General features: G+C 73.7%; 13 protein-coding genes. 6 read left to right on the top strand and 7 right to left on the bottom strand.

All coding sequences use genetic code 11. From position 1 onward, the window contains the following. Window positions 1-38 precede the first annotated feature (38 nt). Window positions 39-2,864, top strand: coding sequence for a DEAD/DEAH box helicase (locus ITX44_RS33590; RefSeq protein ID WP_205362396.1), 2,826 nt, complete (start codon window positions 39-41; stop codon window positions 2,862-2,864). 489 nt (window positions 2,865-3,353) lie between these two features. On the opposite strand, the gene ITX44_RS33585 is transcribed toward ITX44_RS33590, so the two are convergent. Genes ITX44_RS33585 through ITX44_RS33570 form a run of 4 tightly spaced genes read right to left on the bottom strand, consistent with a single transcriptional unit; the run spans window position 3,354 to window position 10,135 of the window. Then, a complete protein-coding gene (locus ITX44_RS33585; RefSeq protein WP_205362389.1) occupies window positions 3,354-4,991 on the bottom strand; it encodes an allophanate hydrolase in 1,638 nt (545 codons plus the stop codon). 49 nt (window positions 4,992-5,040) lie between these two features. Next, window positions 5,041-8,646, bottom strand: coding sequence for a 5-oxoprolinase/urea amidolyase family protein (locus tag ITX44_RS33580; protein ID WP_205362387.1), 3,606 nt, complete (start codon window positions 8,644-8,646; stop codon window positions 5,041-5,043). Beyond that, on the bottom strand, window positions 8,643-9,329 hold the full coding sequence (locus tag ITX44_RS33575) for an urea amidolyase associated protein UAAP2 (protein WP_205362386.1): 687 nt from the start codon (window positions 9,327-9,329) through the stop codon (window positions 8,643-8,645). The genes ITX44_RS33580 and ITX44_RS33575 overlap by 4 nt, the downstream gene beginning before the upstream one ends. Continuing rightward, complete coding sequence (locus ITX44_RS33570; RefSeq protein WP_307795614.1) at window positions 9,326-10,135, bottom strand: urea amidolyase associated protein UAAP1; 810 nt, start codon at window positions 10,133-10,135, stop codon at window positions 9,326-9,328. The genes ITX44_RS33575 and ITX44_RS33570 overlap by 4 nt, the downstream gene beginning before the upstream one ends. A gap of 296 nt (window positions 10,136-10,431) precedes the next feature. On the opposite strand from ITX44_RS33570, the gene ITX44_RS33565 reads away from it, so the two are divergent. Genes ITX44_RS33565 through ITX44_RS33555 form a run of 3 tightly spaced genes read left to right on the top strand, consistent with a single transcriptional unit; the run spans window position 10,432 to window position 14,531 of the window. After that, window positions 10,432-11,115, top strand: coding sequence for a TetR/AcrR family transcriptional regulator (locus tag ITX44_RS33565; protein WP_205362384.1), 684 nt, complete (start codon window positions 10,432-10,434; stop codon window positions 11,113-11,115). Window positions 11,116-11,136: 21 nt separating this feature from the next. Then, on the top strand, window positions 11,137-11,448 hold the full coding sequence (locus tag ITX44_RS33560) for a trypco2 family protein (RefSeq protein ID WP_205362382.1): 312 nt from the start codon (window positions 11,137-11,139) through the stop codon (window positions 11,446-11,448). Continuing rightward, complete coding sequence (locus ITX44_RS33555; RefSeq protein WP_205362380.1) at window positions 11,445-14,531, top strand: trypsin-like peptidase domain-containing protein; 3,087 nt, start codon at window positions 11,445-11,447, stop codon at window positions 14,529-14,531. The genes ITX44_RS33560 and ITX44_RS33555 overlap by 4 nt, the downstream gene beginning before the upstream one ends. 21 nt (window positions 14,532-14,552) lie before the next feature. On the opposite strand, the gene ITX44_RS33550 is transcribed toward ITX44_RS33555, so the two are convergent. Continuing rightward, the gene (locus ITX44_RS33550; RefSeq protein ID WP_205362379.1) at window positions 14,553-15,557 is read right to left on the bottom strand and encodes an ADP-ribosylglycohydrolase family protein; all 1,005 of its coding nucleotides are present in this window, start codon (window positions 15,555-15,557) and stop codon (window positions 14,553-14,555) included. Between the two features lie 143 nt (window positions 15,558-15,700). Here ITX44_RS33550 and ITX44_RS33545 point away from each other — a divergent pair, with 143 nt between their 5' ends. Further along, a complete protein-coding gene (locus tag ITX44_RS33545; protein WP_205362377.1) occupies window positions 15,701-16,450 on the top strand; it encodes an SDR family oxidoreductase in 750 nt (249 codons plus the stop codon). Window positions 16,451-16,472: 22 nt separating this feature from the next. On the opposite strand, the gene ITX44_RS33540 is transcribed toward ITX44_RS33545, so the two are convergent. Beyond that, complete coding sequence (locus ITX44_RS33540; protein WP_205362375.1) at window positions 16,473-16,931, bottom strand: MarR family winged helix-turn-helix transcriptional regulator; 459 nt, start codon at window positions 16,929-16,931, stop codon at window positions 16,473-16,475. A 214-nt stretch (window positions 16,932-17,145) separates the two neighbouring features. On the opposite strand from ITX44_RS33540, the gene ITX44_RS33535 reads away from it, so the two are divergent. Continuing rightward, window positions 17,146-17,319 (top strand): zinc-ribbon domain-containing protein, encoded by a 174-nt coding sequence (locus ITX44_RS33535; RefSeq protein WP_205362365.1) that lies wholly within the window; start codon window positions 17,146-17,148, stop codon window positions 17,317-17,319. A gap of 112 nt (window positions 17,320-17,431) precedes the next feature. On the opposite strand, the gene ITX44_RS33530 is transcribed toward ITX44_RS33535, so the two are convergent. Continuing rightward, window positions 17,432-18,988 (bottom strand): amino acid permease, encoded by a 1,557-nt coding sequence (locus ITX44_RS33530; protein WP_205362363.1) that lies wholly within the window; start codon window positions 18,986-18,988, stop codon window positions 17,432-17,434. Window positions 18,989-19,050 lie beyond the last annotated feature (62 nt).

The raw sequence follows: 19,050 nt of genomic DNA, 5'->3' as shown, positions 1-19,050 counted from the left end.
CGCGCTGTGTCGGTGCCTCCCGGTAGGCTCGATGCGAGATGACCGAAGAGATGTCCCCCGCCGAGCGCTACGCCGCCAGCCGGCGCCGCGCCACCGAGACCGCCACCGCACTCGGGCAGTTCCGCGAACTGTACGAGTTCGGCCTCGACCCGTTCCAGATAGAGGCGTGCCAGGCGCTGGAAGCGGGCAGCGGAGTCCTGGTCGCCGCGCCCACCGGATCGGGCAAGACGGTGATCGGCGAGTTCGCCGTCCACCTCGCCCTCGCCGAGGGCCGCAAGTGCTTCTACACGACGCCGATCAAGGCGCTGTCCAACCAGAAGTACAACGACCTGGCCAAGCGCTACGGAGCGGAGAAGGTCGGCCTGCTCACCGGCGACAACAGCGTCAATGGCGACGCGCCGGTGATCGTGATGACCACCGAAGTGCTCCGCAACATGCTGTACGCGGGTTCCTCCGCCCTGGACGGCCTCGGCTACGTGGTCATGGACGAGGTGCACTACCTCTCCGACCGGTTCCGCGGCGCCGTCTGGGAAGAGGTGATCATCCACCTGCCGCCCTCGGTGACCCTGGTGTCACTGTCCGCGACCGTCTCCAACGCCGAGGAGTTCGGTGACTGGCTGGACACGGTCCGCGGCGACACCAAGGTGATCGTCTCCGAGCACCGCCCGGTCCCGCTGTGGCAGCACGTCCTGGCCGGCCGCCGGATGTACGACCTGTTCGAGGAGAAGACCGGCCCCACCGAGCCGCAGGGCCGCCGCGAGGTCAACGCCGAACTCGTCCGGCTGGCCCGGATGGAGAACCAGCGCACCTACCACCCGCGGGCCAAGCGCGGCAAGGAGGCGGACCGGGAGCGCGAACGCCGGGCCCGGTCCCGGATCTGGACGCCCAGCCGCGCCGAGGTCATCGACCGGCTGGACAGCGAGGGCCTGCTGCCCGCCATCACCTTCATCTTCAGCCGGGCCGGCTGCGAGGCCGCGGTCCAGCAGTGCCTGAACGTGGGCCTGCGGCTGAACAACGACGAGGCCCGCTCGGCCGTGCGCGCCATCGTGGAGGAGCGCACCCGCGCCATCCCCGACGAGGACCTGCACGTCCTGGGCTACTTCGAGTGGCTGGAGGGCCTGGAGCGCGGCATCGCCGCCCACCACGCCGGCATGCTGCCCGCCTTCAAGGAAGTCGTCGAGGAACTCTTTCTCAAGGGCCTGGTCAAGGCGGTGTTCGCCACCGAGACGCTGGCGCTGGGCATCAACATGCCGGCCCGCTCGGTGGTGCTGGAAAAGCTCGTCAAGTGGAACGGCGAGATGCACGCCGACATCACTCCTGGCGAGTACACCCAGCTCACCGGCCGCGCCGGGCGCCGCGGCATCGATGTCGAGGGCCACGCGGTGGTGCTGTGGCAGCGCGGCTTCGACCCGGGCGCCGTCGCGGGCCTGGCCGGCACCCGCACCTATCCGCTGCGGTCGTCGTTCAAGCCGTCGTACAACATGGCGGTCAACCTCGTCGGGCAGTTCGGCCGGCACCGCTCGCGCGAGCTGCTGGAGACCTCCTTCGCGCAGTTCCAGGCCGACCGCTCGGTGGTCGGCATCGCCCGCCAGGTGCAGCGCAACGAGGAGGGGCTCGACGGCTACCGCGAGTCGATGACCTGCCACCTCGGCGACTTCGACGAGTACATGCGGCTGCGCCGGGAGCTGAAGGAGCGCGAGCAGGAGCTGTCCCGGCAGGGCGCGGTGGAGCGCCGGGCGGCGGCCTCCGACGCGCTGGAGAAGCTGAAGCCGGGCGACATCATCCATGTGCCGGCCGGGAAGTACGCCGGGCTCGCCCTGGTGCTGGAGCCGGGCATCCCCGGGCGGGCGGCCGGCGACCACCACCCGCGCGGCGGCGAGTACCACGACGGGCCGCGTCCGCTGGTGCTCACCGCCGAACGCCAGGTCAAGCGGCTGGCGCAGATCGACTTCCCGGTGCCGGTGGAGGCGCTGGACCGGATGCGCATCCCCAAGTCCTTCAACCCGCGCAGCCCGCAGTCGCGCCGGGACCTGGCCTCGGCGATGCGCTCCAAGGCCGGCAGCGCGGGCTGGACCGGACCGGCCCGGCACCGCAAGCAGCGCTCCGCCGCCGCGGAAGACACCGAGATCTCCCGGCTGCGCACCGCGATCCGGGCGCACCCCTGTCACGGCTGCGAGGACCGTGAGGACCACGCCCGCTGGGCCGAGCGGTATCAGCGGCTGCGCCGCGACACCCAGCAGCTCGAACGGCGCATAGAGGGCCGCACCAACACCATCGCCCGCACCTTCGACCGGGTGTGCGCGGTACTGAGCGAACTCGACTACCTGGAGGGCGACCAGGTCACCGCGGACGGCCGCCGGCTGGCCCGGCTCTACGGCGAGTTGGACCTGCTGGCCAGTGAATGCCTGCGCGAGGGCGTGTGGGACGGCCTGAACCCGGCCGAACTGGCGGCCTGCGCCTCGGCGCTGGTCTTCGAGTCCCGCCAGGCCGACGACGCGATGACGCCGCGGCTGCCCACCGGCCAGGCCCGCAACGCCCTCGGCGAGATGGTACGGATCTGGGGCCGGCTGGACGCCCTGGAGGAGGACCACCGGATCAACCAGACCGAAGGTGTCGGCCAGCGCGAACCCGACCTCGGCTTCGCCTGGCCCGCCTACCGCTGGGCGTCCGGCCACACCCTGGACTCCGTCCTCACCGACGCCGACATGCCGGCCGGCGACTTCGTCCGCTGGTGCAAGCAGCTCATCGACGTCCTCGGCCAGATCGGCGAGGCCGCCCCGGAAGGCAGCCCGGTCCGCCGCAACTCCCGCCGGGCGATGGACGGCCTGCTGCGCGGCGTCGTGGCCTACTCCTCGGTGGGCTGAGACTCACGCGGCGGCGGCCCTGCCCGGTAGGGCCGCCGCGGGCGGGACGAGTACGGCGGACGTGGCCAATACGGCGAGTACCGCCGTGGGCCGGCCCGGGCGGCTCGGGTGCCATGCCCGGGTGGCCCCGGGCCGATGCCCCGGCGGTCCGGTCAGGCCGGCCACCTGCCGCCGAAGGCACCGGTGAGGGCTGTCGGCCAGCGGGTGGCCAATACGGCGGGTACCGCCGTGGGCCGGCCCGGGCGGCTCGGGTGCCATGCCCGGGTGGCCCGGGCCGGTGCCCCGGCGGTCCGGTCAGGCCGGCCGCCTGCCGCCGAAGGCACCGGTGAGGGCTGTCGGCCAGCGGTTTGCGCCCCGCTTGGCCACCCTTCGGTGGTCCGGCTCGGCTCGTAGTCCGGTGTCGCGGGCCGGACGAGCCCGTCGGCCGTGCACGCGACGGGGTCCGCGGCCTGAGTGAGGGCCTCGGCGCGCAGCCCGCGCGCCGTTCGGTCACTCTTCGGCGGTCCGGCCGGCCAGATACGCCCGCCAGCCGCCGTACGACGTAATGTCCACCGCACCGGTCAGGGCCACCGGTTCGCACAGGAAGCCGGTGGCCGTGGTGCCGTCGGACAGGTCGACTCTGCCCAGGGTCATCGGGTGGGGGAGGGCGGCGGTGAAGGTGCCCAGGGCCGCGGCGGGGAGTTCCCACACCTCGGCCTCCATTGCGGCGCCGTCGGTGGCGACCCGCACCAGGCCCGGCTTGGGCGGATCGGTGGGCAGGGCGTAGAGCCGGTAGGTGGGGGCTGTCGCGGTGCGGGTGGCCAGGCGGGCGCCGAGGGCGAGGAGCTGGTGGTTGAGGGGCTGGCCGGTGAGGTGGGCGCCCACCACGGCGAGCCGTAGCGGGGGTTCCAGCAGGGCGGCCAGGTCGGCGAGGCGGTCGTCGGTGTGCGCGGGGCCGAGCAGCATCAGCCCGAAGCCGGTTGGGCCGCCGCCGGGGACGGCGACCGCGCACAGGTCCAGCAGGTTGGCGGAGTTGGTGAACCGGCCCAGGCGCGCGTTGGCGCCCACCGGGTCATCGGCGACCTCGGCGAGGGTGGGGTGGCCGGGGGTGGTCGGCAGCAGCAGCGCGTCGCAGTCGCCGAGTTCGGCCAGGGCCTCCTCCCGCAGTGCGGCCAGCCGCTCGAGGTCGGCGAAGACCCGGTGCGCGGGCAGGTCCCGGGCCGCGCCGATGATGGCGGCCACCGTGGGGTCGAGGTCGGGCGCGCCGCGGTGCCGGTCGACGAAGTCGCCCACCGCCGTCCAGCGCTCGGCGACGAACGCCCCCTCGTACAGCAGCTCAGCGGCCCGCGTGAACGGGGTCAGGTCCAGGGCGCGCAAAGCCACGCCGCGCGCGGCGAGCCGGCCGGCTGCCGCCTCGTACGCCTGTTGCCAGCCGGGTGCCAGCTCGCCGAGGTGTTCCGGCCGCGCCACCGCCACCCGCCAGGGGCCCGGGCGGCGCGGTGCGGGCGCGGGGCTCGCCAGCAGGGTCGTCGCCCGCCGCGCCTCGGCCAGGGTGCGGGCGAACACGCTCACGCAGTCCAGGCTCGCGCAGGCCGGCACGACGCCCCGCGTGGACAGCAGGCCGCGGGTCGGCTTGATCCCGACGATCCCGTTGAAGGCGGCCGGCACCCGCCCGGAGCCCGCGGTGTCCGTGCCCAGTGCGAGGTCCGCCCACCCCCTGGCCACCGCGACCGCCGATCCCGAGCTGGACCCGCCGGCCACCCGCTCCCCGTCCAGCACGCTGCTCACCGCCCCGTACGGGCTCCTGGTCCCGACCAGGCCGGTGGCGAACTGGTCCATGTTGGTCACACCCAGCACGATCGCCCCGGCCGCGCGCAGGGCGGCCACCACCGGCGCGTCCTCCCGCGGCCGGTAGGCGTACGACGGGCAGCCGGCGGTGGTGGGCAGCCCGGCGACGTCGATGTTGCCCTTGACGGCCAGCAGCGTGCCGGCCAGCGGCAGCGGCTCGCCCGCGGCCACCCGGGCATCGATGCCCGCCGCCTCGGTCTCGACCTCCTCCCGGGAGCGCCGGGCGATCCACACGGCGCCGTCCGGCTCGCCGTCCATCCGGTCGAAGGCGGCCCGGGCGCGGGCGAGTGCGGTGGTCATGGTCGCGGGCCTCCCGTGAACGGCGGTACTGGTTGTGCCACGTGCCGGCTCATCCCACCGGCTCCAGGACCAGCAGCGGCTGGCCCGCGGTGACCTGGGTGCCGGGCGGGGTGAGGATCCGGGCCACCCGGCCGGCGGCCGGGGCGAGCACCGGGGACTCCATCTTCATCGCCTCCAGGGTCAGCAGCCGCTGCCCCGCGCTGACCGTGTCGCCCGGCCGCACCGCGACCTGCCAGACACTGGCCGCGAACTCCGCCTCGACCGCCCGGGCGCCCGGCGGCAGCTCCGGCCCCGCGGCGTCCGGGCCGGCGGCGTCCGGCGCGGGGACGGGTTCGCGTTCGGCGCGGGCGAACTCGCCCGACGCCTCCCAGGCCGCCCGCTCCTGCGCGAAGGCCGCGGCCTGGCGGCGGCGGAAGTCCGCGATGGACCCGGCGTGCCCGGCGAGGAAACGGCGGTGCTCGGCGAGCGAGAAGTGCCCTTCCTCCGTGCGCGGTTCCAGCCGCCCGGCGGCCATGTCGGCCCGCAGGTCGAGCAGTTCCTCCGCGGAGACCGGGTACCACCGGATCCGGTCGAAGAACCGCAGCAGCCAGGGCCGCGCCGAGGGCCGGCGGTTCCACACCTGCACGGTGCGGCCGATGAACTGGTACCCGCCCGGCCCCTCCATGCCGTAGATGCACAGATAGGCGCCGCCGATGCCGACCGAGTTCTCCGCGGTCCAGGTGCGGGCCGGGTTGTACTTGGTGGTGACCAGCCGGTGCCGCGGGTCCAGCGGGGTGGCGACCGGTGCGCCGAGGTACACGTCGCCCAGGCCCAGCACCAGGTATTCCGCTTCGTGGACGATGCGGTGGACGTCGTCCACCGAGTCCAGCCCGTTGATCCGGCGGATGAACTCGATGTTCCAGGGGCACCAGGGCGCGTCGTCCCGCACCCCGGCCATGTAGCGGGCGATGGCCTCCCGGGTGGCCGGGTCGTCCCAGGACAGCGGCAGGTGCACGGTCCTGCTGGGCACCACCAGCTCCTCGGTGGGCGGCAGCAGCTCCTCGGCCTCCCGTACCAGGTCAAGCAGCTTGGCCGCGGGCAGCACATCGGGATCGACGTGCACCTGGAGCGAGCGGATCCCCGGCGTCAGGTCCACCACACCGGGCAGCCGCCGCTCCGTCAGGTGTTCGGCCAGCGCGTGCACCCGCATCCGCAGGGCGAGGTCGAGCTGCATCGGCCCGTACTCCACCAGCAGGTTGTCGTCACCACTGCGCCGGTACGTGACCGCCGGGCGGGTCGCGGCCGGCGCGGCGCGCCCGAGCACGCCGCCGTCCACGACGGCCGGCCGCCGGGCCCGGGTGCCGCCGTCTGCCACGGGCACGAACCGTACGGTGTCGCCCGGCCGGAGCTGCCCGAGCTTCCAGCGTTCCCGGCGCACCACGGTCGCCGGGCAGACGAAGCCGCCCAGCGACGGGCCGTCCGGGCCGAGCAGCACCGGCATGTCGCCCGTGTAGTCCACCGCGCCGACCGCGTACGGCGTGTCGTGGATGTTCGACGGGTGCAGGCCCGCCTCGCCGCCGTCGGCCCGCGCCCAGCGCGGCTTGGGGCCGACCAGCCGTACGCCGGTGCGCGCGGAGTTGAAGTGCACGCTCCACGCGGCGGCGTAGAAGTCCCGCATGTCCTCCTCGGTGAAGAACTCCGGTGCCGCGTGCGGCCCTTCGACCACCGCCAGGGCCCACTCGGTGCCGATCGCCGGCCGCCGCTCCGGCGGGACCGCCGGCCCCGGGGCCGGGAGGAGGGCGCCGCCGTGCAGCACGTCGCCCGCGCGCAGGGCCCGGCCGCCGTGCCCGCCGAAGCCGCCGAGCGCGAAGGTCGCGGCGCTGCCCAGGTGCTCGGGCACGTCCAGGCCGCCGGCGACCAGGACGTACGTGCGCAGGCCCGCCTCGTGCGGCGCGCCGACGTCGAGGAGCGCGCCGGCCGGGACGGTGAACGGCTGCCACTGCGGCACCGGGACGCCGTCGAGCGCGACCGGGGCCGGCGCGCCCGTGACGCACACCGTGGTGGCGTGGCTGAACCGCAGCGACGGCCCGGTGAGGGTGCACTCCAGGCCGGGGGCGCCCTCGTCGTTGCCCAGCGCCAGGTTCCCCAGCCGGAAGGACCGGTCGTCCATCGGGCCGCAGGGCGGCACGCCGACGTGCCACAGCCCGGTGCGGCCCGGCCAGTCCTGCACGGTGGTGAGCGTCCCGGGCCGGACCACCTCGATCCGCCGGGTGGGGTCGGCGATCCCGGACAGGGTGCCGGTGTGGTGGACCGCGGCCGGCAGCGCCGGGTCCGCCAGGGCGGCCCGCAGCAGCCCGAGGTTGGTCTCGACGCCGTCGATCCGGGTGGCCGCCAGCGCCTCGCCCAGCCGGGCCAGCGCCTCGGCCCGGTCGGCGCCGCCGGCGATCACCTTCGCGAGCATCGGGTCGTACGCCGTGCTCACCTCGGTGCCGGTCTCCACCCAGGTGTCCACCCGCACGTCCGGCGGGAAGACGACCCGGGTGAGCACGCCGGCGCTCGGCCGGTGGCCGCGGGAGGGGTCCTCGGCGTAGATCCGGGCCTCCACGGCGTGTCGTACTGGCTTTGTCGACAAATTCACCGGCGTGTCGCGGGTGCCGGGTGCGGAACCGTCGGGCAGGAGCGCGGGTCCGGCGGGGTACGTGTCCAGGAAGCCGGTCTCGCCGCGGGCCAGCCGCAGCATCCACTCCACCAGGTCCAGGCCCGTGACCTCCTCGGTGACCGGGTGCTCCACCTGGAGGCGGGTGTTGACCTCCAGGAAGTACGCCTGCTCGCGCTCCGCGTCGTAGACGAACTCCACGGTGCCCGCCGAGCGGTAGCCGAGCGAGGCGCACAGCGCCCGTGCGCTGTCGGCGAGTTGCCGCCGTACGCCCGCGGGCAGACCGGGCGCCGGGGCCTCCTCGACGACCTTCTGGTGGCGGCGCTGGAGCGAGCAGTCCCGGTCGCCGAGCGTCAGCACCCGCCCGTGCCCGTCGCCGAAGACCTGCACCTCGACATGGCGGGCGCGGGCCACGTACCGCTCCAGGAACACCCCGGCCGAGGAGAAGCCGGCCTGCGCGACCCGTTGTACCGACTCCCAGGCGTCGGCGAGTTCGGCGGGGGAGTGGCAGGCCCGCATGCCGATGCCGCCACCGCCGCCGGTGGCCTTGAGCATCACCGGGTACCCCAGGGCGCCGGCCGCTTCGAGCGCCGCGGCCGGGTCCGGGAGCAGGCCGGTGCCCGGCAGCAGCGGCACCCCCGCGGCCTCGGCCGCCGCCCGCGCGGTGTGCTTGGTGCCGAACACCTCCAGGTGGTCCGGGGCGGGCCCGACGAAGACCAGGCCGGCCTCCTCGCAGCGGCGGGCGAACGAGGCGTCCTCGGACAGGAACCCGTACCCCGGGTGCACCGCCCCGGCGCCGGTCGCGCGCGCCGCGGCCAGCACCGCCTCCGCGTCCAGATAACTGTCCTTGGCCGGCGCCGGTCCCAGCCGTACGGCTGTGTCCGCGAGGTGGACGTGCGGCGCGCCCCGGTCCGGGTCGGAGAAGACGGCGACCGTGCGCAGGCCCATCGCCTTGGCGGTACGGATGACGCGTACGGCGATCTCGCCGCGGTTGGCGACCAGCAGGGTGTCGAAGGTCATCGGCCCGCACCGTCCGCGGTGGGCGCGGGGGTGACGGTCATCCGGACCGGGGTCGGGTCGAAGCCGTTGCAGGGGTTGTTGATCTGGGGGCAGTTGGAGACCAGCACCAGGACGTCGGTCTCGGCCCGCAGGGTGACCTCCAGGCCGGGCGCGGAGATGCCGTCGACGATGCCGAGGGTGCCGTCCTCCTCGACGGGTACGTTCATGTACCAGTTGACGTTGCTCACCAGGTCGCGCTTGCCCAGGCCGTAACGGGCGCCCTCGGCGAGGAAGTTGTCCACGCAGGCGTGCTGGGACCACGTGTGGTGGCCGTAGCGCAGGGTGTTGGACTCCTTGGAGCAGGCGCCGCCGATCGTGTCGTGCCGGCCGCAGGTGTCGGCGACCACGGTCATCAGCGGGGTGTGCTCGCCGGACATCAGCACGCTGCCGGTGGTCAGGAAGATGCCGCCCTGGGCCTGGAGGGTGTCGGGGGCGCTGTAGCGGACGGCGTGGTCGTGGGCGTCGTACACCAGGAAGTCCACGGCCTGGTTGCCGTGCAGGTCGGTGATGGTCAGGTGCGATCCGGCGGGGAGGACCGCGGACCAGGGGGCGCGGGCGGGGACGTCGGTGACCGTGGGTACGTCGTCGGTGGTCGTCGGTTGTACGGCTGTCGTCGGCTGTACGGCGGCGGTCCGGGTGCTCATACGATCCCCCTGGCGGTCAGGTGCTCGGCGGTGTTCTCGAAGGCGCGGCGGCCCTCCGGGGTGGCGTCCCACAGCGGGTCGCCGGGGGCGGTGGGCGCGGCGCGGCGCGCGGTGACCTCCAGCGGGCCGCAGGTGTACGCCGGGCGCGGGTCGAGCGGGTGCGGCACGTTGGCCACCAGGACCGTGAGCGGCTGCTCGGCGCGCAGGGTGACCGAGGTGCCCGGGCCCGCCGAGCCGATGAACTCCAGCGAGCCGTCGGGCTCCACCCGCACGCCCTGGAAGAAGGACAGCGACGGCGGCAGGTCGCGCGGCTCCAGCCCGTGCTTGGCGGCGGCCAGCGTGAACAGCTCGCGCCCCGCGGGGGAGGGCCCGTGCGGCGAACCGTCCCCGTACCGCGCGGTGTTGCGCGCCGCCGTGGACGTACCGCACAGCGTGTCGTGCCGCCCGCTGGTGTCCGCGACCAGCGAGGCCAGCACCCGGCCCTGGTCGGACAGCAGCAGATGCCCCGCCCCGAGATACGCCTGCCACTGCACCTTGACGGTGTCCGCCGCGTTCAGCCGCTCCCACGGCCGCCCGGCCACGAACAGCAGCACATGGGCGCAGGCGTCCCCGGTCGGGTCGGCCAGCCGCAGTTCGGTGCCGCGGGCCAGCGCCTTGTGCGTGTAGCCGCCGCCCGCCACGGTCTCCGCCCACACCAGCCCGTCCGGCGGCGGCACCTTGGGCATCGCTGTCGCCCGTACGCCCTGCTGCGCGCGGGCGTGATCACGAGCGCCGTACGTCGTACGCGTCTGACCGGTGGTCGCCACGGTTGCCGCACCTCCGTCTCGGTCCGCGGGGCTCCCGGCGGGCGCGGGGAGCCGATTTTCTGTCGCTCGACAGAAATTAGGGACGCTTCGATTCGGCGGGGTTGCCCGGGCGTTGCGCGGTGGTTACCGCCTGCTCGCAGCGGGCTCCCGTCCGGCGGCCCGGAGCGGGATCGAACCGCGGCGTCCGGCGCCGGGAGGAGGCGGCCACCGCGCCGGGGAAGCGGCGGCCCCCGGAAGATCCACCGGGCTGATGCCGCGGTCAGGGCCCCCGCAGGGACCTGTGCGACGATCGGCCGGTGAGCGTGAACGGGAGACGGGTGGGGCGGCCGAGGGCCGAGCAGCGGCCGGAGAGCGGGCTGAGCGCGCGCGAGGAGCTGCTGGCCGCGGCGGCGGAGCTGTTCACCACCCGCGGCTACACCGCGACCACGACCCGGGCGCTCGCCGAGCGGGCCGGGATGCGGCAGGCGTCGATGTACCACTACGTCGGCGGCAAGGAGGACCTGCTGGCCGAACTCCTGGACGGCACGGTCACCCCCTCCCTGCGACTGGCCCGGCGCCTGCTCGCCGAGACCGCGCGGCCCGCGGAGGCCCGGCTGTGGGAGCTGTGCCGGTCCGACGCGGAACTGCTGTGCGCGGGCCCGTACAACCTCGGCGCCCTGTACCTCCTCCCCGAGGTCGCCGCCCCCCGCTTCGCCCCCTTCCACGAAGCCCGCGCCGCCCTCAAATCCGCCTACGCCGACCTCCTCGCCCGCACCGCCCCCTGCGCCGACCTCCCCCCGCCCGCCCTCGCCCTGCGCGCCGACCTCCTCTTCACCCTGATCGAAGGCCTGATCCTGGCCCACCGCGGCACCCCGCCCTCCCCCGACGCGGCCCCCGGGCCGACCGCCCCTGACCCGGCCTTCCTGTCGGCGGCGGCCGACGCGGCCCTGCGCATCGCGGGCGTCGCTGATGACGCCCTGTCGGCCTTCCGCAGCCTGTAAGGTCTGAGCGGGGGGCTGGCTATGGATGACGCCGTCGAACTGGCCGACATGATCTCGCAATTGCGCAACGAGCTCAGCCGGGCCATGCGGGCGGGTGAGCACACCGACCTTCGGTTCACGGCTGAGCGGGTGGAGCTGGAACTGACCGTGGCGGTGGAGCGCAGCGTCGAGCCAGGCATGAAGGTGCGCTTCTGGGTGTTCGATGCCAACGCGACGCGCAGGCATGCGACAGCTGCGACGCAGAAGCTGACCCTGACCCTTCAACCGGTACGTTCCGACCGTCCGGACCGGCCCGCGGTCATCTCGGGCGACGACCTTCCGGGTGAAGCATGACCGACGGCGCGCCGGACAAGCCGTCCGCCCTCGGACGGTCGAGGGGAGCGGGGCCCGATCAGCCGGGGCTCGATCCACACCGCATCGCCGAGGTGATCGTGGCCGACGGCGGCGGTCGGCGTGGTTCCGGCTACCGGGTCACCGCCACGGCGGTGCTGACAGCGGCCCACGTGGTGGTGGACGCGATGGACCTGCAGGTCAGGTTCGATGTCGACCGGCCCGGCCAGTGGGCTGTTCCGGGAACGGTGGCCTGGATCGATCCCAGCACCGACGTGGCTGTTGTGACGATCACCCCGGTGGCGGAGTCCGCCGACGTGGCACCGGCGGTCTTCGGCCGGGTTCGTGACGACCGCCATGCCGTCATCGGCGTGCATGCAGCCGGTTTTCCCCTGTGGAAGCAGCGCATCGACAGGGAGGGCCGGCCCTTCCGGGAACTGCACCAGGCCGATGGCACCGTGGCCGCGCTGTCCAACCTGCGGACCGGCACTCTCGAGATCACGGTCGCGCCGGCGGGAGTCGATCCCGACGCGAACTCGTCCCCCTGGGCAGGGATGTCCGGCGCGGCGTTGTGGGCCGGGTACCGCATCGTGGGGGTGATCGCCGAGCATCACCGGTTCGAGGGCACGGGACGGCTGACCGCGGTACGCATCGACCATGCGATCGGCAAGGCCGACGGAGCCGGGCGGGAGGCATTGTGCGCCCTGCTGGGGATTGGGGCTCGCGTCCTGCTCCCCGACGCCGAGGCGCCGCCCCCGAGTGGAAGTCGGCCGGCGCGGGCAGGCGTTGCGTCAGATACAAGTGACGCCATGGGAGGCATTCTGGTGAGCGAGGATGCTCCGCCTCCGCGCGGGACTTCCAGGATCGTTGGCCTGCCCGTGGCCCACGGCCTGGAACTGTTCAAGAACCGCTCCGCCGAACGTGATCTGATCGGGCGCCACCTGGCCGACCCGGCTGTCCGGGTCGTCACGGTGACGGGAAGACGCGGCATCGGCAAGAGCGCGGTCGCGGCCAAGGTCATGGAGGCACTGGAACGCGGTGGCTGGCCCGGTTCGGTTCAGGCACCACCGCCCGCTGGGCTGATCAATCTCAGTACACGTACATCCGGTATCTCGCTGGAGCGTATCTATCTCGACTGCGCCCATTTGCTGGGAGCCGGCCAGGAGGCCCGCCTGCTGAACATCTGGGCGACCAACCGGACCATTCAGGAGAAGGTCCGCGAGCTCATCGAGGCCATGGGCGATCAGTTGTTCGTCATCCTCCTGGACAACCTGGAGGACCGCCTGGAGGACGACGGCAGGCCCGCGGACGAGGAACTGGCCGTCTTCTTCGACTCGGTCTTCCGGGCCAGGTCCACGCCGCGGCTGCTGATCACCTCCCAGGTGCCGTTGTTGCTTGCGCCCGAGTTGCGCCGCTTCGCGGCGGAGGTCGAGATGACCGAGGGACTGCCGCCCACGGACTCCGTCGCTCTGCTGCGTGAGCTGGACCGCGCGGGCAGCCTGGGGGTGTCGCAGCTCACCGACAGCCAGCTGCTGCAGGCGGCCGTGCGGGTGCACGGCGTGCCTCGGGCGCTGGAACTGCTGGTCGGCGCGATGGCCGACGACACCGTGACCTTGCCGACGCTCCAGGAGGTGCTGGAGGACTTCACGCTGCGCGGCGACGTCGTGGCGGGTTTGGCCCAGGACCGGTACCGGCGGCTGGACCCGCCCAGCCGCGCGGTGCTCAATGTCCTGGCGGTGCTGCGTACTCAGGCAACCCGGGAAGCGCTCACCTGGATCATGGCGGGTTTGGACCCGGCCGTCGACGTGCCGGCCGTGCTGTCGCATCTGCTGCGGGTGCACATGCTGTCGGTCGACCGGCCAAGCCGCACTTTCGCGCTGCACCCCATGGACGCCGACCTGGCCTACGACGAGATGCCGTGGTCCGGTGCATCAGGACGGCAGGCGGTCGAGCGGCGGGTGGCGCAGTGGTACGCCGGCATCGCCCCGCCGCGCGAAGAGTGGCGAAGTCTGGACGATGTCCGGTCGTACCGTCGCGAGTTCGACCACTTGGTGCTTGCCGGCGACTTCGACCGGGCGGCGACGGTCCTGGGGACGCTGAGCGAGTGGATGGTGTGGCAGGGATCCACGATCTCGGTCATCTCCATGCACATGGCCCTGGACGGCAAGCTGCAGGATGATCGGGCCCGCCTGGCCCATGCCCTCGGGTATGCTCACGCCCGGCTCAACGCCGGGCCGCTGGCCGACGCGGCCGAGCTGTTCGCGGCCGCATCCGAGCTGGCCCGACAGCTCGACGACCGGCCGGCCGTACAGGTGGCCACGTTCGGTCTGGGGGATGCCTACCGGCAGATGGGCCGCCTGGACGCGGCAGCGGACCCGTTGGCCCGGGCTGCGGAACTGGCCCACGAGCTGGACGACTTCGAGCGCGAGGTGCACGCGCTGCTGAGCCTGAGCCTGACTCACAGCTACATGGGACAGGGGACCAGGGCTCTTGCGGGCGCCGACCGGCTGCGGGACCTGGCACGGGGCTCCGGCGACATGCTCACCGAGGCGCGTTCGTGGAATGCGCGCTCCATCGCACTTCTCGTCCTCGGCCGCTGGCAGGAAGCGATCGAGGCGGCCGACCGGAGCCTCGGCGCGTACCAGGACGCCGGGAGCAGGGAGGCGACGACGTACGCGCTGAATGCCCGTGGCGTGGCCCTCACCGCGTTGGGCCGTGTGCCCGAGGCGCTGCGAGCGCTCGGTGCGGCACTCGATGACGCGTCACAGATGGAGAACCCGCGGGCCGAGGGCGTCTGTCTGTACAACATGGCCTGGGCCCACTGGACAGGAGCCGAATACGACCAAGCCGCGCAAACCGCCGAGCGGGCCGCTCGGTCCCTGCACATCGCCGGGGCTGTGGAGGCGGCCGCAGCACAGGCACTGGCGGAAGCGGCGCGCGCCCAGACGATACCGGACCCCACGGCCGCGGCCGATGCGCTGATCCGGGCGGCGGACGCGATCGGCAACAACGCGGAGATGGCCGGCCGGGCCTCGGCGGAGGTACAGGCGCAGCAACTGCTCAACAGTACGCCCGACGGCCGGTGACGGGACGGGCGGGCCCGCGCCTCACCCAGCCCGCCCGCCCAGGCCGTGCACTCGGTACGGATCCGACGGGGCGCTTCCGGTGGCCTCGCGGGACCCACCCGCCGCCGCGGCCCCTGCCCTGGCCAAGTCCCGGGCCAGCTCCGTGAGTTCGGCCTGCCGCAGAGTGCGTCCGGTGCTCGGGAGCGGTACGTGCACGGCGGTTCGCCAGGCGGCGGGGATCGCGTCGAGGCCGTACACCGCGCCCGCCAGGCCGCCGGTGACGGCGGCCACCGTATCCGTGTCGCCGCCGAGATCGACGGCGGCGCGTACGGCGTCCGGGTACGAGCCGGTGGTCCGTACGGCCCAGACCGCGGAGCCCAGGCACGGCCACACGGCGCCGTTGAACTCGGTGGCCAGGTCGGGGTGCCAGGAGGCGGCGAGCACCGTGGCGTACCGGTCCCGGTGTGCCGGGTCGACCTCGGCGAGGGCGGACGGCAGCGCGGCAAGGGGGTCGGCGCCGGACAGGGCCACCCGTACCAGCTCGTGGAAGATCGCCGTGCCTTCCCAGGCGGCCGGGTCGCCGTGGGTGAGGGCCGACAGCGACCGGGCCGCGGCCATGGTGGCGGGCCGCCCGGCGGGGGCGAAGTAGACGGCGGAGGTCGCGGCCCGCATCAGCGCGCCGTTGCCCGCCGCGCGGGAGTTGACCGCGAAGTGGGCCGCGGCGGCCCGGTCCCAGGGCAGCCCGCCGGTGAGTACGTCCTCGGTCTGCAAGCCGATGTCCTTCGGCTCGGCCGCCGCCCATGCCCGGAACCGCTCGAACACGTCCGCGGGCTCCAGCCCGCCCCGCTCCAGCAGGGATTCCCCCACCAGGACGGCCATCTGCGTGTCGTCGGTCGCCTCCCCGGGCTCCCACCCGCCCCCGCCGGCCATCTCCGCGCCGCCGTTCCCCGTCCAGGCGGACAGGGCCCCGCCCACCCCGAACTCGAACGGGGCTCCGAGGGCGTCGCCCACGGCGGCGCCCAGTACGGCCCCTTCCGCGCGCCGCATCTGCGCTCACCTCCGCTTTCGGCCGCCTTTTGCCAGCGTTGGCCAGACCAACATGAGCGAGGTATGTTGGTGGCGTCAACGTTGGCGCAGCCAACAAAGCCGGCCGTGACGTGACAGCGATGGACAACCTAAGGAGAGGCCAGATGGCCCGCAACGAAGATTTCGACCTGCCAGACCTGTCGGGGCGCCGAGTGGCCGTCCCGGGCGGCACCGGCGGCGTGGGGGAGGGCGTCGTGCGCGGCTACCTGGCCGCGGGCGCCGACGTCGTCGTGCCGACCCGCAGCCAGGAGCGAGCCGACGAATTCCGGCGGCTTCTCGGCGACGCGGCCGGTGACCGGCTCCACCTCGTGGTGCACGACTACACGACTTTCGCCGGCGCCGAGCAGTTCGCCCAGGAAATGACCACCAGGCTCGGCGGCGTGGACGCCGTCGTCGCGCCGATCGGCGGATGGTGGGCCGGCAAGCGGCTGTGGGAGATGGACGAGGCCGACTGGAACGATGCCTTCGTCGAGCTCGCCACGACCCACGTCGCGGTGATGCGCGCATTCGTTCCGCGGCTCGCGGACGGCGGCAGCTACGCGCTCGTGGTCGGCGAGTCCGCGTCGTTCCCGGTGCCGGCCAGCGGCCTGGTCAGCATGGAACAGGCGGCCCTGTTGATGATGTCGCAGGTGCTGCACGCCGAACTCGAGGGCGACCGGCGCGCGTTCGCGCTGGTCCTGGGGCCCGTGCGGACTCGGCTGGCCGCCGGGGAAGCGGACTGGATCGGCGCGGATCAGGTCGGCGCGGTCGCCACAGCCCTGACCGCCGCGCCGGAGTTCACGGGACGCACGGTGCACCTGCACGACGCGTCCGACGCCGAGAAGGCCCTCGAACTCATCCGTACGGGCGGCTGAGCGACGAGGTGGCCCACGGTCGCTACGCCGGCTGCGGCGGGTGGCCGGCGAGCACCTTGGCGAGCAGCACCTGGAGTTGCTCGCGCTCCCCGGGGTCGAGGGCGGCGAGGAGCTCGCTCTGTACGGCGTCGGTGTGCCGTTGGAGTTCGGCGAGGTGCTCCTTGCCGGGCTCGGTCAGGGTGACGATGTTGCGGCGCCGGTTGGCCGGGTCGGGACGGCGGTCGACATGGTGACCCGCCTCCAGCCGGGTGACGATGCCGTTGACGTCGTTCCGGTCCAGGCTCAGATGCCGGCCGAGGTCGGCCTGACTCAGCGCCCCGTACTCGTCCAGCGCGGCCAGCACGGCGAACTCACCCCGTGCCCCCAACGGCATGCGCCGCGCGAACAACCGCGCACCAAGGGTGGACACCTTGTCGGCCTGCCAGCTCGCCAACCCCCGCAGCCGGGCCGGGGGCCGCCAGTCACCGTCCGTATCCGCCATACCGAGATCCTACCGATGCCGGCACTGAGACCGAGGAGGCGTAGGAGGGCCCGGCCCTCCTGACCTCGACGCGCGAGCCCGCCGAGTCCGGCCATTCCCGCGACACCGGCTTCAGGAGAGCCGTGCTCCAACCGGGGCCGGTGCAGGAGTTGCCGACGCGGCGCGGGACTTCCCGGAGGGGCCGCCGAGCCCGGCCACCCGGGATGATGAAGGCATGAACCTCTTCCGACTGTTCCGCGGCCGTCGCCCGGGCTGGCCGGCCGGACTCCCCCCGACCGTGCGGCCCGACGGCCCGCCGCGCTTCCACTGCCCGAAGTGCCGCCGCCCGGTGGAGGACGACGAGGTGGACTGCGCCGAGTGCGGGACCCGGCTGATCGTGGATTACTGACAAGGCGCCCCCGGCCGCCGGGCCGGCACCGCGACCGCGGCCGCAGCCGGGGTCGCCTTCGAGCCGGTGGGCGAGGACGACCTGGACGACCTCGGCTGACCCACCCGGCCGCTCACGCCTCCGCGCCCGGTGCGTCCGCGAGCGCCGGCGCGGGGTCCGCCTCCGCCGTGCGGCCGTGCGGGGAGGCGAGGAGCCGCCAGAGGAAGCCCAAGGACACGCTCACCAGGACGAAGAGCGGGGAGAACCACTGGAAGTACCAGTGGCCGCCTGACGGGTCGTAGACCGCGGCGCGGGGCCAGGCGAGGTTGACGGTCATGGTGAGGCCGTAGAGGAGGGCGAGGAGGTTGACGGGGACGCCCCAGCGGCCGAGGGAGAAGAGGGGGGCGCCGGACTCGTCGGTGCCGGAGGGGAGTTCGCCGCGCAGGCGGCGCAGCAGGAGGGGGCCGGTGACCATGGAGTAGGCGAGGTAGAGCATCACGATGCAGGTGGTGCCGATGGCCAGCCATGCCTCGGGAGAGGCGAAGCTGAGCAGGAGCAGGGCCGCCGACAGAGCGCCCACCACGAGGGTGGGGGCGGCCGGCTGGCCGGTGCGCGGCGAGACCCGGGCCAGTACGGGTGCGAAGGGCAGTGCCCCGTCCCGCGCCATGGAGAAGAGCATGCGGGTCGCCGACGTCTGGATGGCGAGCGTCGCCACGGTCACCGCCAGCGCCACGTCGCACAGCAGCACCCGCCCGAGCGTGCCGCCGAGCCGGCTGGTGAGCACGTACGACAGCCCGTCCGTCCCCAGGCGCCCGTCGGTGAGGCTGGGCGCGGCGAGCAGCGCGGCCAGCACCAGCAGCGAGGCGAGTACGCCGGCCGCGACCAGGGCGGACAGGATCGTACGTGGCGCCACCCGCCGCGGGTGGCGGGTCTCCTCGCTCATTTCTCCCGCGCTGTCGAACCCGATCATCACATAGGCCGCGGCGAACGACCCGACCAGCAGTGCCGACGTCCCGCCCCCGCCGTGCACGGTCACCGCGGGCGTCCGCCCGGAGTGCGCGAAGAGCAGGACGACGATCAGCACGGCGCCGGCGATCTCCGCGGTGACCCCGACCCGGTTCACCGCCGACATCACCTTGTTGTCCAGCAGGTTGACCGCCGTGGTGACCACGAGCAGCACGATGCCGAGCACGGCCGCGTTGGCCGCGCCGTCGGAGGACAGCGGCGAGGTGTCGGTGCCGACCACCTGGAAGCCGGACCAGACCGCGGGCAGCACCACTTGCAGCGCCAGCGCGGCGGCGGCCACCACCACGATCTGGCCCAGCACCATGATCCAGCCCGCGTACCAGCCGAAGACCGCGTTGCTCAGCCGGCTCGACCACTGGTAGACGGCGCCGGAGATCGGGTAGCGGGCGGCGAGCTCGGCGAAACAGGCCGCCACCAGCAACTGGCCGACCAGCACGGCCGGCCAGGTCCAGAAGAAGCGCGGCCCGCCGAAGGAGTAGCCGAACGCGAAGAACTGGAAGACCGTGGTCAGCACGGAGATGAAGGAGAAGCCGGCCGCGAAGGACGCGTAGCGGCCGAGACTGCGGTGCAGTTCCTGGTGGTAGCCGAAGCCGGCCAGGCCGGCGGCGTCCGCCCGGTCGTCGGGCGGTCCTGGGCGGACCCCGGAGGGTGCGGTGGCGGTCATGGGGAGCCCCCTGTCCCGTATGAATCCCGTATTCCTGTCGGGCGACAGAAATTAGGGACCAG

It is taken from the genome of Actinacidiphila acididurans, assembly GCF_016918855.1.
Classification (GTDB): domain Bacteria; phylum Actinomycetota; class Actinomycetes; order Streptomycetales; family Streptomycetaceae; genus Actinacidiphila; species Actinacidiphila acididurans.
Note: the sequence above shows the minus strand (reverse complement) of the source record. Positions and strands in the feature narration are given on the sequence as shown.